At 68.8% G+C, this 15,861-nt stretch carries 16 protein-coding genes; 13 read left to right on the forward strand and 3 right to left on the reverse strand.

What is annotated here, in order from left to right; translation table 11 throughout:
- Both dprA and VFX99_RS15295 read left to right on the forward strand, forming a co-directional pair.
- Positions 1 to 1,200 (forward strand): DNA-processing protein DprA (gene dprA / locus VFX99_RS15290; protein ID WP_414684401.1); only part of this gene is annotated, 1,200 nt, incomplete at its 5' end.
- 50 nt (positions 1,201 to 1,250) lie between these two features.
- Positions 1,251 to 2,159, forward strand: a complete 909-nt coding sequence (locus tag VFX99_RS15295) for a tyrosine recombinase XerC (protein WP_329667149.1) — start codon at positions 1,251 to 1,253, stop codon at positions 2,157 to 2,159.
- Positions 2,160 to 2,180: 21 nt separating this feature from the next.
- On the opposite strand, the gene VFX99_RS15300 is transcribed toward VFX99_RS15295, so the two are convergent.
- Positions 2,181 to 2,765, reverse strand: coding sequence for a M23 family metallopeptidase (locus VFX99_RS15300; protein WP_329667150.1), 585 nt, complete (start codon positions 2,763 to 2,765; stop codon positions 2,181 to 2,183).
- Between the two features lie 319 nt (positions 2,766 to 3,084).
- Between VFX99_RS15300 and rpsB the strand changes: the two genes are divergently transcribed.
- The 9 genes from rpsB (at position 3,085) to VFX99_RS15345 (ending at position 9,889) form a co-directional block, all read left to right on the forward strand.
- Complete coding sequence (gene rpsB, locus VFX99_RS15305; RefSeq protein ID WP_329667151.1) at positions 3,085 to 4,068, forward strand: 30S ribosomal protein S2; 984 nt, start codon at positions 3,085 to 3,087, stop codon at positions 4,066 to 4,068.
- 105 nt (positions 4,069 to 4,173) lie between these two features.
- The gene (gene tsf, locus VFX99_RS15310) at positions 4,174 to 5,001 is read left to right on the forward strand and encodes a translation elongation factor Ts (protein ID WP_329667152.1); all 828 of its coding nucleotides are present in this window, start codon (positions 4,174 to 4,176) and stop codon (positions 4,999 to 5,001) included.
- Between the two features lie 103 nt (positions 5,002 to 5,104).
- On the forward strand, positions 5,105 to 5,824 hold the full coding sequence (pyrH, locus tag VFX99_RS15315; protein WP_329667153.1) for a UMP kinase: 720 nt from the start codon (positions 5,105 to 5,107) through the stop codon (positions 5,822 to 5,824).
- A gap of 53 nt (positions 5,825 to 5,877) precedes the next feature.
- A complete protein-coding gene (gene frr / locus VFX99_RS15320) occupies positions 5,878 to 6,432 on the forward strand; it encodes a ribosome recycling factor (RefSeq protein WP_329667154.1) in 555 nt (184 codons plus the stop codon).
- Positions 6,433 to 6,438: 6 nt separating this feature from the next.
- Positions 6,439 to 7,482, forward strand: coding sequence for a phosphatidate cytidylyltransferase (locus VFX99_RS15325; RefSeq protein ID WP_329667155.1), 1,044 nt, complete (start codon positions 6,439 to 6,441; stop codon positions 7,480 to 7,482).
- Positions 7,482 to 8,042 (forward strand): DivIVA domain-containing protein, encoded by a 561-nt coding sequence (locus VFX99_RS15330; RefSeq protein ID WP_329667164.1) that lies wholly within the window; start codon positions 7,482 to 7,484, stop codon positions 8,040 to 8,042. Before VFX99_RS15325 ends, VFX99_RS15330 begins: the two co-directional genes overlap by 1 nt.
- A 56-nt stretch (positions 8,043 to 8,098) precedes the next feature.
- The gene (locus tag VFX99_RS15335; protein ID WP_329667156.1) at positions 8,099 to 8,872 is read left to right on the forward strand and encodes a lytic transglycosylase domain-containing protein; all 774 of its coding nucleotides are present in this window, start codon (positions 8,099 to 8,101) and stop codon (positions 8,870 to 8,872) included.
- A gap of 5 nt (positions 8,873 to 8,877) precedes the next feature.
- The gene (locus VFX99_RS15340) at positions 8,878 to 9,162 is read left to right on the forward strand and encodes a hypothetical protein (protein WP_329667157.1); all 285 of its coding nucleotides are present in this window, start codon (positions 8,878 to 8,880) and stop codon (positions 9,160 to 9,162) included.
- Between the two features lies 1 nt (position 9,163).
- Complete coding sequence (locus VFX99_RS15345; protein WP_329667158.1) at positions 9,164 to 9,889, forward strand: alpha/beta hydrolase; 726 nt, start codon at positions 9,164 to 9,166, stop codon at positions 9,887 to 9,889.
- Here VFX99_RS15345 and VFX99_RS15350 read toward each other — a convergent pair whose 3' ends face one another.
- Positions 9,890 to 10,936 (reverse strand): AI-2E family transporter, encoded by a 1,047-nt coding sequence (locus VFX99_RS15350; protein WP_329667159.1) that lies wholly within the window; start codon positions 10,934 to 10,936, stop codon positions 9,890 to 9,892.
- A gap of 176 nt (positions 10,937 to 11,112) precedes the next feature.
- On the opposite strand from VFX99_RS15350, the gene VFX99_RS15355 reads away from it, so the two are divergent.
- Both VFX99_RS15355 and VFX99_RS15360 read left to right on the forward strand, forming a co-directional pair.
- Positions 11,113 to 12,954, forward strand: coding sequence for a glycosyl transferase (locus VFX99_RS15355; protein WP_329667160.1), 1,842 nt, complete (start codon positions 11,113 to 11,115; stop codon positions 12,952 to 12,954).
- Positions 12,951 to 13,889 (forward strand): tetratricopeptide repeat protein, encoded by a 939-nt coding sequence (locus VFX99_RS15360; protein WP_329667161.1) that lies wholly within the window; start codon positions 12,951 to 12,953, stop codon positions 13,887 to 13,889. Before VFX99_RS15355 ends, VFX99_RS15360 begins: the two co-directional genes overlap by 4 nt.
- A gap of 10 nt (positions 13,890 to 13,899) precedes the next feature.
- Here the strand turns inward: VFX99_RS15360 and glgB are convergent.
- The coding region (gene glgB / locus VFX99_RS15365; RefSeq protein ID WP_329667162.1) for a 1,4-alpha-glucan branching protein GlgB at positions 13,900 to 15,861 on the reverse strand (1,962 nt) is incomplete at its 5' end.

Genomic DNA, 15,861 nt, shown 5'->3' on the forward strand with positions numbered 1-15,861 from the left:
CGAGCCGCGCTCGCTTCTCTGGTGCGCGGAGAACTGGATGACGAGCGCGCCCGACGGCTGTACGCGGTGCACACCTGGAGCTGCCTCATCGAGCCGGGCGACGGCGTCGCGGGGCGGATCGTGAGCACGGTCGGACCCGAAGCGGCGCTCGGCCACGTCGTCACGGCCGCGAGCGATCCGGGCGTGCTGGAGGCGGCCGGCATCACTCCCCTGGAATGGAGGGAGGGCCTGGCCCGATGGCGTCCCCGGCTGAAGCGGAGCACCGTTCAGGACGCTCTCGAGGTCGCCCGGCGTTCCGGGATCTCGCTGATCACACCCGAGGACGCGCACTGGCCCGCGGCTCTGGCCGACCTGGGCCCTCACGCGCCGCTCCTGCTCTGGGTCCGCGGGGACATCGACACGCTCTCCCGTCTTTCGCCGTCGATCGCCCTCGTGGGTGCCCGAGCGGCGACCGGCTACGGCGAGCACGTTGCGGTCGAGATGGCCGCCGAACTGGTCGGCCGTGGTGTCTCCATCGTGTCGGGTGCCGCCTACGGCATCGATGGTGCGGCCCACCGCGCTGCTCTCGCAGCCGGCGGCACCACCGTCGCCCTGCTCGCAGGCGGCGTCGATCGCCCATACCCGGCCGGACACTCCCACTTGATCGAGCGGATCGCCGGCTCCGGCGCGGTGGTGAGCGAGGTGCCGTGCGGGACCACACCCACGAAATGGAGGTTCCTCCAGCGCAATCGACTGATCGCGGCCCTCGCCGACGCCACGGTGGTCGTCGAGGCGGGATGGCGCAGCGGGTCGCTCAACACGGCCGGGCACGCGGCGGCGCTCTCGCGCCCGCTGGGCGCGGTGCCCGGCCCCGTGACCAGCGCGGCCTCGGCCGGGTGCCATCGGCTCCTGCGCGAGTTCGACGCACGATGTGTGACGAACGCGGACGAGGTGTTCGAGCTTCTCGGCGGCCCTTCGCCGGCGCTGTTCGACCTGCCGGCCGACGGCTTCGACAGCGGGCGGAGCCGCACTGATGATGTGACGCGCGTTCTCGACGCGATGAGCTTCCGCGCGTGGCGGGAGGTGACCGACATCGGGCGCCGCTGCGGACTGGCGCCTCCGGACGTGATGGCCATTCTCGGCCTCCTCGCCCTCGAGGGAGCGGCCGTACGGGGCGACAGCGGGTGGCGGCGGGTGCGTGCTGCGATGCCATCGGGCTGAGAACCGTGCGCCGCGGCGCAGGGCACGACTCAGCGCGGCATGCTGGAGCCATGGAGTTCGACGACGCGGCTGAGGCCTACGCGCAGCATCTCGCACGCGTGCGACGCCTGTCGCCGGCAACGGTCCGGGCGTACAGCGCCGATCTGCGCGATCTGTCGGCGACCGTCCCCGACACAGACGTGACCGAGGTCGACCTCGAGGCTCTCCGCGAATGGCTCTGGCGGGCGACGCAGCGTGGCGATGCCCGGTCCACGCTGGCCCGGCGCACCGCGGCCGCGCGCGGCTTCTTCGCGTGGGCAGCGGAGACCGGGCTGGTCGCGATGGATCCGAGTCTGCGCCTCGTGGCACCCAAGCGCGGACGAACCCTCCCACAGGTCGCGACCGCGGACGGGGTCAGGGTAATGCTCGATGGCCTCGCCGAAGGCGCGTCCCTCGGTGACCCCGTCGATCTGCGCGACTCGGCGATGCTCGAGGTGCTCTATGGCTCGGCGGTGCGGGTGTCCGAGCTCACCGGCCTCGACACCGACGACGTCGATTTCGACCGCGCGACGCTCCGCGTGCTCGGAAAGGGTTCCAAGGAGCGCGTCGTCCCCTTCGGAGCGCCGGCTCGCCGGGCGGTCGAGGCATACATCATTCGCGCGCGTCCCGCACTGGCGGAGCGCACGTCCTCGCCCGGCGCGGGGTCTGCGCTCTTCCTCGGTACGCGGGGCGCGCGCATCTCACCGCGAGCGGTGTACGACGTGGTCGCGCGGGAACTCGGGCAGGTGCTGGGCACGTCGGCGGTCGGACCGCACGCACTGCGTCACTCGGCGGCGACACATCTGCTGGACGGGGGCGCGGATCTGCGCGCCGTTCAGGAGATGCTCGGCCATGCCAGCTTGGGCACCACCCAGATCTACACGCATGTCTCCTCCGAACGGCTCGCCGCCACCTATCGACTGGCGCACCCCCGAGCGTGAACGTGCCGACTTCCAGGCTCGTCAGTCGCAGCACGGCAGCAGGACGGCGCGTGGCACGCCGCCGAGCAACAGCATCGGATTGACGTATGCGCCGTTCAGGCGCACGCCGAAGTGCAGCGCCCCGGCGGCGGCGTGTCCGCCGACAGCCAGTGTGGCGACCTCCTCGCCGCGACGGACGGGTGCACCCGCCTCGACGGCGGGGTCGACCGGTTCCAGGGTCGTCACGAGTCCGTTGCCATGGTCGATCGTGACGATGCCGCGGCCCGCGACCTTCCCTGCGAACGCAGCCACGCCGTCCGCAGGCGCCTGCACGACCGAACCGCCGAGCAGGTCGAGGTCGATGCCCCGGTGACCCGGACCGTACTCGTGCGCGGGGGCGACGAACGGGCGCGCCAGCCGGAACCTCGGCGCGGGCCAGACCCAGCCCAGCGAAGCCAGGTCGGGCGCCGTTGAGGAGATGACAACCCCCGGCTTCGCAGCGGGCGTGGCAAGAGCCGCGACGCGACCGGCGGATCCGAGGGAGGCGGCGAGCACCAGGACGGAGGTCGCCGCCGCTGCCGCGGCACGGTGCGGGCGGCCGTGATGAGGTCGGGGCGAGCGCGGCATCCGACCATGCTCGCTCCCCTTCGTCCCCCCGACCGGCGCGCTGCGGCAGCAGGGGACAGTCACGGGCGACCGGAGGCTGGGGAGGAGAGCCTGCTGATACACTGGACGGACACCTCGCTCGTCGGGGTGAATACGCGTGCCCAGAGTGCGAACGCGAACCGCAGGTTCGTGAACGCGCGGCATCTGCTCCCACCGGTCTCACAGTGCATTTCGCCCTGGAGCGGGAGTGTGCCGGGCACCAGGCTCGCCGGCCAGTCGGATCCGGCGGAAGACACAACCGCAAGCGGCGCTTCCGAGCGTCGAGAACAGGAGAACGGCCATGGCCGTCGTCACCATTCGCCAGCTGCTCGACAGCGGCGTGCACTTCGGACACCAGACCCGTCGGTGGAACCCGAAAGTCAAGCGCTTCATCCTCACCGAGCGCAGCGGCATCCACATCATCGACCTGCAGCAGTCTCTGACGTACATCGACAAGGCGTACGAGTTCGTCAAGGAGACGGTCGCCCACGGCGGCACGGTCCTCTTCGTCGGCACCAAGAAGCAGGCCCAGGAGATCATCGCCGAGCAGGCGACCCGCGTCGGCCAGCCGTACGTCAACCAGCGCTGGCTCGGTGGCCTCCTCACCAACTTCCAGACGGTCTCCAAGCGTCTCGCTCGCATGAAGGAGCTCGAGGAGCTCGATTACGAGAACCCGGCTGACAGCGGCTTCACCAAGAAGGAGCTGCTGCTGAAGAAGCGCGAGCTCGACAAGCTGCACAAGTCGCTGGGCGGTATCCGCAACATGTCCAAGACCCCTTCGGCGATTTGGGTGGTGGACGCCAAGCGCGAGCACCTCGCGGTGAACGAGGCCACCAAGCTCGGCATCCCGATCATCGGCATCCTCGACACGAACGCCGACCCGGACGAGTTCCAGTACCCGATCCCCGGCAATGACGACGCGATCCGCTCGGTGGGCCTGCTCACCCGCATCATCGCCGACGCCGCCGCCGAGGGCCTCATCCAGCGCCACAACCCGACCGACGAGTCGGCCGACGCCGAGCCCCTCGCCGACTGGGAGCGCGAGCTGCTCGAGCAGGGCGCACCGGAGCAGTCCTCCGCCGAGACCGAGAAGGTCGCCGACGAGGCCATCGCCGCTGACGACCTCGCCGAGGCCGTCGAGGCCGAGCAGGCCGTCGAAGGCGAGACCGCGACGGAGACGGCTGACGACACCGCCGGCGCCGAGGCTCACGACGAGGCCATCGCAGACGCTGCGGGCGAGCCCGTCGCCGAGGTCGAGGCCGCCGAGGCCGAAGCCGCCAAGTAGTCCGATCAGGCATCTGCGCTCACAGCGCACTCGGCGGGGTCGTTCCAGAACGGCCCCGCCGAGGCATCCACCTCCCGACGAAACACAAGCAAGGAGCCGCCACACATGGCAAACTTCACGATCGCCGACATCAAGGCGCTGCGTGACCAGCTCGGAACCGGCATGGTCGACACCAAGAAGGCCCTGGAAGAGGCCGACGGCGACGTCGAGAAGGCCGTCGAGATCCTGCGCCTCAAGGGTGCGAAGGGCAACGCCAAGCGTGCCGACCGATCCACGAGCGAGGGTCTGGTCGCTGCCCGCGAGCAGAACGGCAAGGTCACACTGATCGAGCTGGCGTGCGAAACCGACTTCGTCGCGAAGAACGACCGCTTCCTCGCGCTGGCCGACAAGGTCGCGGATGCCGCAGCCGCTGTCGCGGCGGACTCGGTCGAGACCGCGCTGGCCGCACCCGCAGGCTCGTCGACCGTCGCACAGCTGATCGACGACGAGGCCGCCATCATCGGCGAGAAGGTCGAACTTCGGCGTGTTCGCACGCTGACCGGCGATCACTTCGAGGTATATCTCCACAAGACGAGCAAGGACCTTCCGCCGCAGGTCGGCGTGGTCCTGGCGTACGCGGGTGACGACGCGGAGACCGCTCGCAGCCTCGCGCAGCACATCTCCTTCGCCAACCCGTCCTACCTGTCGCGCGACGAGGTCCCTGCTGCGGACGTCGACAAGGAGCGCGAGATCGTCACCGAGATCTCGCGCCAGGAGGGCAAGCCCGAGGCCGCCCTTCCGAAGATCGTCGAGGGCCGCGTGAACGCCTTCTTCAAGCAGGTCTCGCTCCTGGACCAGGATTACGCGAAGGACAACAAGCTGTCCGTCGCCCAGGTCGCCAAAGACGCGGGTCTGACCCTCACCGGGTTCGCCCGCTTCAAGGTCGGCGCATAGCACCGTGAAAGGCCCGCATCGCTGGATGCGGGCCTTTTCGCTTGCCTTGGAGGGGCACATCCGATGCCCTTAGATGATTCAGTACGCGAGGAGAGGATGACACGTGATCGATGAGACGACCGGAACCAGGCGAGTGGTGCTCAAGCTCTCGGGCGAGGCATTCGGCGGCGGCCAGCTCGGGGTCAACCCCGACATCGTCAGCCAGATCGCGCGCGAGATCGCAGCCGCAGTCGATCGTGTCGAGATCGCCGTGGTCGTCGGTGGCGGCAACTTCTTCCGCGGTGCGGAACTGAGCCAGCGCGGAATGGACCGCGGACGAGCCGACTACATGGGCATGCTCGGCACCGTGATGAACGCGCTCGCCCTTCAGGACTTCCTCGAGCAGGCAGGTGCCGCGACCCGGGTGCAGTCGGCGATCGCGATGACCCAGGTCGCCGAGCCGTACATCCCGCGGCGCGCCGAACGGCACATGGAGAAGGGCCGCGTCGTGATCTTCGGCGCGGGTGCCGGACTTCCTTACTTCTCCACCGACACCGTGGCCGCCCAGCGCGCACTCGAGATCGGCGCCTCCGAGGTGTTGGTGGCCAAGAACGGCGTGGACGGGGTGTACACCGCCGACCCGCACAAGGACCCGAACGCGACGAAGATCGACCGCATCACCTACCTGGACGCGCTGCAGCGGGGACTCAAGGTGGTCGACTCGACCGCGTTCAGCCTGTGCATGGACAACGGGATGGACATGCGGGTCTTCGGCATGGAGCCCGCGGGCAACGTGACCAAGGCCCTGCTGGGCGAATCGATCGGCACCGTCGTCACGGTCTGAGGGCAGGGCCGAGACTAGACTGGGCCCCGCTGGATCTACCGATTGGAGTCACTGTGATCGCCGACGTCTTGGCCGATGCCGGATCGCGCATGGATCGCGCCGTCGAGGGTGCGAAGGACGACTTCGCGACCGTCCGCACCGGACGCGCCAACCCCCAGCTCTTCCAGAAGATCCTGGTCGACTACTACGGCACTCCCACTCCGCTTGCCCAGCTGGCGTCCCTGAACAATCCCGAGGCGCGCACCCTCGTGGTGACGCCGTACGACAAGTCCGCGCTCAAGGCGATCGAGCAGGCCATCCGCGACACCCCGAACCTCGGTGCGAATCCGACGAACGACGGCAACCTCATCCGTGTGACCCTGCCCGAGCTCACCGAGGAGCGTCGCCGCGAGTTCGTGAAGATCGTGCGGACGAAGGGCGAGGATGCGAAGGTCCACGTGCGCGGCATCCGACGCAAGTCCAAGGATGACCTCGACAGCCTCAAGAGCGACATCGGCGAAGACGAGCTCGCTCGAGCAGAGAAAGAACTCGACGCGCTGACGCGCGCCCACGTCGACGCGATCGACGAGGCGCTCAAGCGCAAAGAGGCCGAGCTCCTCGAGGTCTAGACCCTGATGACCGACGCATCCGGCGATTCAACGGCAGGCGAACCGCCCCCGGACGCGCCGCTGACCAGACGCGACGCCGCGAAGCTGCGGAGAACAACCCCCTCGGGCGACACGAATCCGGCGATGCAGCACGTCCGCGCCGCCCGCAGCGAGTTCGAGAACCAGGTCGCGCAGGCGCGCGCCGAGTTCGAGGAGGCCAACGAGCGCATCAAGCAGCGCACCGGGCGCGACCTCATCGTCGCGACCCTCATCGGGCTCGCGATCGGAGCGGTGCTGATCGCGTCGCTGATCTTCCTGAAGTGGGTTTTCGTCCTGTTCGCCCTCGCAGCCTGCCTGCTGGGCATCTTCGAGTTCGGACGTGCGCTGATCGGGGCCGGCCGCAAGGTCGATCTCGTTGCACAGCTCGTCATCGGCGCGATCCTCGCCCTCTCGGGTTTCTTCGTCGATCTGTGGCTCCACTGGGTCGCGGTCTTCGTGGCCGTCGCCCTGGTCATCGTCTGGCGGCTCGTGGCGCAGATGTTCGCGAAAGACGGCCGTACCTACGGGGCGGTGCTCGGCGACGTTCTCACCGCCGGATTCATCCAGCTGTATGTGCCGTTCCTCACCAGCCTGTGCCTCATCCTTCTCCGCCAGGACGGTGGGGAGTGGTGGGTCCTCGGCTTCATCATCATCGCCGTCGCATCCGACACCGGCGCTTATGCAGCCGGAGTCGCATTCGGCAGGCATCCGATGGCGCCCCGCATCAGTCCCAAGAAGACTTGGGAGGGTTTCGCCGGCGCCGCCCTCGCCGCTCTCATCGCGGGTGTGCTGCTGGCGCTGTTCATGCTCGGGCTTCCCTGGTGGACCGGACTCGTGCTGGGCGCGGTGGTCCTCGGCACCGCGACGGCGGGCGATCTCGGCGAGTCCATGATCAAGCGCGACCTCGGAATCAAGGACATGAGCTCATGGCTGCCCGGACACGGGGGAGTGCTCGACCGGCTGGATTCCATCCTCCCGTCCGTGGTCGCCGCGCTGGCGCTGTACTACCTGTTCTCCCCGCTGGCGGCATGATGACGACTTCCGAATCGACCAGGATCACCTTCACCGAGACCCACGGCTCAGAGAAGGGCTACGACAAGCGCGCGGTGGACGCGTTCCTTCTGCGTGCGCGGGAGGCGTTCGAGGAGGGCGCGGAGCCGATGAGCGCCGCCGACGTGCGCCGGGCGGCCTTCCCGATCGTTCGCCGCGGTTACGTCATCACCGCCGTCGACGCGGCGCTCGGCCGCATCGAAGACGCCTTCGCCGCACGCGAGCGCGAAGCTGCGGTGAGCAGCAGCGGCGTGCACGCGTGGGTGGGACAGACGAGGGAGACCGCGCAGGTGGTGCTCGACCGCCTCTCCCGCCCCAAGGGACACCGCTTCGACCGTGTCGGAGCCCTCCGTTACGGCTACCGGATCGACGAGGTCGATCTCGTCGCCGACAAGCTCGCCAAGTACCTGGAGACGGGTGAATCCGTGACCGTCGAGCAGGTGCGGGCGGTGGCGTTCCGGATGCAGCGCGGCGGGTATCGAGAGGCTCAGGTCGATGCCGTGCTCGACGCCGTCATCGAGGTGATCCTCGCCGTCGCATGACGCGGAGTCGACCTCGAATGGAACCTTTCGCCCGGCCCGGGTAGACTCGGAACACTGTGACTTCCGGCAACGAGATGATTCCCGCCCGACGGATGCCCCGTCAGGATCTGGTGAGCCCGGACGAGAAGACGGCGATCACGTCGTCGCGCAGTGCCAAGTCCGCTCCACCGAAGTGGTCCCGCCGCCGCGGTGTGCTGGGCGTGTTCGCGGCCTTCGCCGCCATCGGGTTCGTCGCCGCGTACGTCGGACCGACCGGTGTGGCGCTCTCCGAGGCCAGCGCCGAAGAGCGTGTTCCGGTCACCCTCTACTCGAGCACCCTCGGCGACGCGCAGAGCCTGATCGTCGAGTCCAGCGCCGATGCGGCAGTCGCGGCGGTCGATCTCGACCGGGCCGGATACACCGTGTACGTCACGCCCAAGCCGACGCCGACGCCGACGCCCACACCGGAGCCGGTCGTTGCGGAGGCGGACGAGACTTCGTCGGAGGACTCGTCGTCCGGCTGGCGCCCGCCGTTCGCTACGCCCGACCCAGGGACGGCGCAGGCCATCGCCTACGAGATGGTGCTCGCCCGCGGGTGGGGCGACGACCAGTTCGGCTGCCTCGTCGCCCTGTGGAACAGGGAGTCGGGATGGCGCGTGAACGCCTACAACGCCAGCAGCGGCGCCTACGGTATCCCCCAGTCTCTTCCCGGCAACAAGATGGCCAGCCACGGTGCCGACTGGGAGACCAATCCGGCGACCCAGATCGCGTGGGGCCTCGACTACATCGGCGGTCGCTACGGCACCCCGTGCGGCGCCTGGGACCACTCCGAATCCGTCGGCTGGTACTGAGCCCCATGCCGCGGTCGAACCGCCGACGCTCTCAGGAGACCGGCGATGAGGCATTCGAGCGACTGGTGAGCGGCTGGAAGCGCTCCGAGGTGCGCCGCGGCATCCAATGGACGGTTCAGCCGGTCTCGCCCGCCCAGGCCGCGAAGAGTTACGTGTGCCCGGGGTGCGGGCGCAGCGTCGCCGCGGGAACCGCGCACCTGGTCGTGTGGCGAGCGGACGGCGTGCTCGGGGATGAGGCCGACCTCGCGGCGCGGCGGCACTGGCACGCGCACTGCTGGAGGATCGCCTGACGTGGACATCCGCGGACCCGTGGTGCTGCCGGCGCGCCGGGAGGAGATCGAGTTGCGGACGCTCGACGATCTGACGCTCGTGGGCGAACTCGCGCTCCCTCAGGAAACCGAAGCCGTGGCGACGCTCGTGACGCTGCATCCGCTGCCGACCGCCGGTGGGTTCATGGACTCGCACATCCTTCGGAAGGCCGCCGCGCGCCTGCCCGCGCTGGCCGATCTCGCGGTGCTGCGCTTCAACACCCGCGGCACCTCGTCACCGCGCGGTACCAGCGAGGGCGAGTTCGACGGAGGCGGCGCCGAGTCGTTCGACCTCGCGGCGGCCATGGACTTCGTCCGGGAGCGGCAGCTTCCCCGCCCCTGGCTGGTCGGCTGGTCGTTCGGCACCGAGGTCGCTCTGAAATACGGGCTCGACCACGACGTCGAAGGCGTCATCCTGCTCTCGCCGCCCCTGCACCGCACGACGCCGGAGGAGATCGCCGCGTGGGCGGGGGACTCACGACGTGTCATCGTTCTCGTCCCGGAGTTCGACGACTACCTCCGACCGGATGCCGCAGCCGACAGATTCGCCGCCGTTCCCGACGCGGTGCTGATCGCCGTCGAAGGCGGCAAGCACCTCTGGGTCGGCGAGAACCAGACGCGCCGAGTGCTCACCGAGATCGTGGCCGTCGTCAATCCGGACGCGCTGCCCCTGCCCACCGAGTGGGACGGTCCACTCGGGCAAGAATGATCAGCGCTCGTTCTGGCGTGGAATGACGACCTGCCGGTAGATGATCAGGATGCTGGCGGCGACCGGGATCGCGATGAGCGCACCGAGGAGTCCCAGCAGCGATCCACCGGCCAGCGCCGCGATCACCACTACTGCCCCGGGCACGGACACCGCGCGGTTCATGATGCGCGGCGAGATCACGTACGCCTCGACCTGCATGTAGATCAGGTAGTAGATCGCCGCGATCAGCGCCGTGGTCGGCGACCCCAGCCCGAGACACGTCAGCACGATGATCGCGGAGCCGGTCAGGGTTCCCACCAAGGGGATCAGGGAGAAGAAGAACGCGACGACGGCGAGCACCACGGGGAACGGCGCGGCGATGATGGAGAGGAAGATCGCGCTCAGCACGCCGTTGACGACGCCCATCGTCACCTGGCCCATGACGAAGTAACCCACGGACTTCGTGATCTGCTCCGCGATGTCGATGAACCGCGCGCGCTTGGAGGCGGGTACAAGCTGATATACGGCCGCCTTGAGGTTGGGGGTGGAGGCGGTGAAGTAGATCGTGAGGATGAGAACCACGAAGGCGCCGGCGAGACCGGCGAGCACCGATGCGCCCACGGCCAGTACGCCCTCGCCGATCGACGCGTAGTCGAGGTTCTCGATCCAGTCCTGCACGAATGCGAAGACCTCGTCGACGTTCAGATTGGGGAAGACGCCGCCGAGCCACTCCTTGAAGTCGTCGAGGGTCGTACCGCGCTCGATGAGCTCGGTGATCGCCTCGATCAGCTGGCTGATCTGGCTCGCGATGATGGGCACGAGCATGAGGACGATGCCGGCGAAGACCGCCAGCACCCCGAGGATCGTGATGAGCACAGCCGCCCAGCGCGGCAGCTTGCGCCGCTCGAGGAAGGAGATCGCCGGCTCGAGGCCGAGGCTGAGGAACAGCGCCGTGCCCACGTACAGGAGGATCGTCGACAGCGTCTGGATGCTGCCGATCAGCACCAGTCCCAGCCCCACGCCGAGTGTGGCCACGAACGCGACGCGGAACGGGTTGTGCACCTTCATATGGCGATCCAGCCTCTCTCGGCTTCCGGCCGAACCTTCTCTGGTCAGGATATGCACAGGTGGCGCCCAGTCCCGGGATTGGTCCCTCCCGGTCGACATTCAGGTGGGTTTCGCTAGTCTGAAATGTCGAGTCGATGGCCCGCCGCATTCCCCCGCGGGTCCAGAGAGGTGTTTTCGTGCGTTTCGTTTGGGCCGTAGCGGCGTTCGTCCTCGCCGCCTTGATGATCGGCGCAGGCATCGCCCAGCGCACCGTCTTCCAAGGTCCGGACACCGAAACAGCCGACATCTCCGTCTCCGGTGAGGCCCCTTACCTCCTGATCGACGGCGACGTGCTCAACATGATGCCGGGCGCGCAGACGCTTCGCGCGCAGGGCGAAGGGGAGATCTTCGCCGCCTACGGACGCAGCGCCGACATGCAGGCGTGGTTGGCCGAGGCCACCTACATCCACGTATCCCTCGACGACGGAGAGATCGTCTCTGAGGAGGTCACTCCCCAGGCCGCCGAGGACAGCGCGGCCGCAGGCGAGGCGACCGCTGTGCCGACCCCGGCCGCCGAAGCGGGCGCCACGACCGATGCGACCATAGCGGTGCGCAGTCCCGTAGGCTCGGATCTTTGGCTCGACGAGTTCCAGCAGGAAGACCTCCTGATCGCACCGCTGCAGCTTCCCGAGGAGATGAGCGTGCTCGTGGCCACCGACGGCGAGGCCGCGGCCCCGTCGGATGTCGCCGTGTCCTGGCCGATCGCGAGCGTCACGCCCTGGGCCGGCCCGCTCATCGTGGGCGGTGCGATCCTCATGGCGGTGGGCGTGTTCCTCTACATCCTCGGCATCCGTCACGCGCGGCGTTCACGCGGTCCCCGCCGCAAGGGTCTGCCGATGCCGGTCACCGAGCCGATCGATGTCTCGGTCGACGGCGCCGACAAGGGTGTGATCAGCGCCACCCCCACGCGTCGCTCGCTGACGGGCGGACGCAAGGCCTTCGTCGTCATCCCGGCCGTCGCGGTCTCGGCTCTGCTGTTCGCCGGCTGCTCCGCCGACTCCTGGCCGCAGTTCACCGGTTCGCCGACGCCCAGTCCGACGGCAACCGTCATCGTCCCGGAGGGTCAGCAGGCGCCCGCGGTCACCGAGGCCCAGGCCGAGCGCATCATCGCCCGCATCGCCGAGACCGCCGCGACGGCGGACGCGAGCCTCGACCCGACCCTGGCCGCGACCCGCTTGGACGGCGCGGTCCTGGCCGAACGGACGACGAACTACACGCTGCGCGGCGCCATCACCGACTACAAGGTGCCGGCGGCCATTCCGACGAAGCCCCTCGAAATCGTCCTGCCGCAGGCGTACGACGGCTGGCCCCGTTCGGTGATGGCGGTCGTCAACGACGCCGAGGACAAGACGGCGAGCATCATGCTCATGACGCAGGAGGACGCCTGGTCGCCGTACAAGCTCACCTACCTGTCGAATCTCGAAGCGGCCACACAGATGCCCGACCTCGCCCCGGTGTATGTCGGCGCGACCCAGGTCCCGCCGGACTCGTCGTTCCTGGTGATGCCGCCGGACCAGCTGGCCGCCGCATACGCCGACGTCATCAACAACGGCGAGGCGAGCGAGTTCTACGAGCAGTTCGAAGCCGAGGGCGACCAGTTCCGCGTCAGCGTCGCGGCCGATCGCGAGCAGCGCCTGACCGAGTTCAACGCCACGGCCGCCTCGACGGGCAGCCTGTCATTCACATCGGTGCCGGGTGCGCACCCGCCGCTCGCGCTGGCGACGCTCGAGAGCGGCGCGATCGTGGCGATCAACATGAACGAGGTCGACACGGTCGCCCCGACCAACGCCGACGCGGTCATCAAGCTGGACACCAATCCGACCGTCCGGACGCTCGCCGGTGCGGAGCAGTCGGCGACCGGCTTCACCACCACATTCAGCGACCAGCTCTTCTTCTACGTGCCCGGTCAGGGCTCGACCGAGAAGATCCGCCTGCTCGGATACGGTTCCGAGATCCTCGATGCGAAGGTGATCAGTTGACCGACGTCACGCCCGGTGCCGCGCTCCGCGGCGCCGTAGACCTGTCCGCTCTGCGCAATCGGCCGGCCGCCGCCCCCGCCGGGAATGCGGCACCGGTTTCGGCTCCCTCGCTGGTGATGGATGTCACCGACGAGACGTTCCCCCAAGTGCTCGAGCTCTCGCGCACGGTGCCCGTCGTGATCGACCTGTGGGCCGAGTGGTGCGGACCCTGCAAGCAGCTCAGCCCCATCCTCGAGCGGGTCGTCACCGAGCTCGCGGGCCGGCTCGTGCTCGCGAAGGTCGACGTCGACGCCAACCCGCAGCTCTCGCAGGCGTTCCGCGCGCAGTCGATCCCTCTCGTCGTGGCACTGGTCGCGGGTCAGCCGGTGCCGCTGTTCACCGGCGCCGTCCCGGAGCAGCAGGTGCGCGATGTATTCGCCCAGCTGCTGCAGCTCGCCGCTCAGAACGGCGTGACGGGTTCGATCGACATCGCGGCCGAGGAGGATGCCGCGACGGCGGACGTCGAGCCCGCCGAGCCTGAGCTGCCGCCGCTGCACGCGGAGGCGTTCGACGCGATCGAAGCGGGGGACTACGCGCGTGCGATCGCCGCCTACGAGAAGGCGCTCGCGGAGAACCCGCGCGACGATGAGGCGCGTGCAGGGCTCGGACAGGTGAAGCTCCTGGACCGCGTCCAGGGCGTCGACCTGAAGGACGCGCGCGCAGCCGCGGCCGCCGCACCAGCCGACATCGACGCCCAGTTCACGGTCGCCGATCTCGACCTCGCCGGCGGCCACGTCGATGACGCCTTCGCGCGGCTGCTCGACCTTTTCGCCGCGCTGCCGTCCGACGAGCGCGGCCGAGTGCGGGAGAGACTGCTCGAACTGTTCGCCCTCATCGGCGACACGGACCCGCGCGTGATCCGCGCCCGTGGGCGGCTCGCTTCACTCCTGTTCTGACGCCGCCCGGTCAGGGCAGCAGCAGGCGGTCCGAGCGCTTCTGCGCGGGCAGGTGCGCCTGGGCGTCGTGCCGCAGCCACAGCACGCCCAGCGGCGGCAGGACCATCACGGCACGGCCTGACTCCCCGGCCTGAACCACCCCGAGGTTGCCGACCCCCGAGCCGCCGTACGCCTGCGCGTCCGAGTTCAGGATCTCGTGCCACACGCCCGACTCGGGCAGATCGAGGGCGAAGCCGTGCACCGGCACGCCGGAGAAGTTGCACACCACGACGATGGTGTTGCCGTGCCAGTCGCGACGCGAGAAGGCGATGACGTTCGGATTCCACGACGGCGCGCCCAGCCGAGAGAACGCCGCGCCGTCGCTGTCGCGCGCCCACAGGGCGGAGTGGTCCCGGTATACGCGGTTGAGCGTTGCGACGAAGCCGTGCAGCTCGGCGTGCGACGGCTGGTCGAGGATCCACCAGTCCAATCCGCGCCCCTCGGCCCACTCCGACAGCTGACCGAACTCCTGGCCCATGAACAGCAGCTGCTTGCCGGGGTGACCCCACATGTACGCCAGGAAAGCGCGCATGTTCGCGAGCTTCTGCCAGTGGTCTCCCGGCATCCGGGAGAACAGACTGCCCTTGCCGTGGACCACCTCGTCATGGCTGATCGGAAGCACGTAGTTCTCGCTGAAGGCGTAGACGAAGGAGAACGACAGCTCGCCCTCGTGGTGGGAGCGGTACATCGGGTCGCGCGCGATGTACTGGAGCGAGTCGTTCATCCATCCCATGTTCCACTTGAACCCGAATCCGAGCCCCGCCCCGCTGGTGGGTGCGGTGACCCCGGGGAAGCTCGTGGATTCCTCGGCGATCATCGAGATGCCCGGATACCGCTTGTAGGAGGTCGCGGTCACCTCCTGCAGGAAGTGGATCGCCTCGAGGTTCTCGCGGCCGCCGTGCACGTTCGGCGCCCACTCACCCGCCTCGCGGGAGTAGTCGAGGTACAGCATCGAGGCGACCGCGTCGACGCGGAGGCCGTCGACGTGGAACTCCTCGAACCAGTAGAGCGCGTTCGCCACGAGGAAGTTGCGCACCTCCGGGCGGCCATAGTCGAAGATGTACGTGCCCCACTCACGGTGCTCGCCACGACGCGGATCGGGGTGCTCGTACAGCGCCTCTCCGTCGAAACGTGCGAGCGCGAAGGAGTCCTTCGGGAAGTGACCCGGAACCCAGTCCATGATCACGCCGATGCCCGCCTGATGCAGCCGGTCTATCAGATAGCGCAGATCATCGGGCGTGCCGAATCGACTGGTCGGCGAGTAGTAACCCGTCACCTGGTAGCCCCACGAACCGCCGAACGGGTGCTCGGCGAGCGGCAGGAACTCGATGTGCGTGAAGCCCTGCGCGGTCACGTAATCGATCAGCTGATCGGCGCCGTCGCGGTACGAGAGACCCGGCCGCCACGACCCGAAGTGCACCTCGTAGATCGACATCGGCTGGGACACCGGCTGCGTGCTCGCCCGGGTCTTCATCCACGCGGCATCCGACCAGGTGTAGGAGGAGTCCGTGACGACGGAAGCCGTGGCCGGCGGCACCTCGGCGAACCGGGCCATCGGGTCCGCCTTGAGCACCCATTCCCCGTGGCGCGAGAGCAGCTGGAATTTGTACGCCGTGCCCACTCCGAGTCCGGGGACGAAAAGCTCCCAGACCCCGCTCGAGCCCATCGATCGCATCGCGTGGGCAGGTCCGTCCCACTCGTTGAAATCGCCGACCACGCGGACCGCCTGAGCGTTCGGGGCCCACACGGTGAACGAGGTGCCTGTGGTCCCGTCCAGCTCGCGGACGTGGGCGCCCAGAACGCGCCAGAGCTCTTCGTGGCGTCCCTCGCGGATCAGGTGGAGGTCGAGCTCGCCGATACCGGGGCCGAAGCGATACGGATCCTCCGCGGTGTAGTCCGGCGCGTCGTCGTATGTCGTGATGAGCTCGTAGCT

The organism is Microbacterium sp. (assembly GCF_036277215.1).
Classification (GTDB): Bacteria; Actinomycetota; Actinomycetes; order Actinomycetales; family Microbacteriaceae; genus Microbacterium.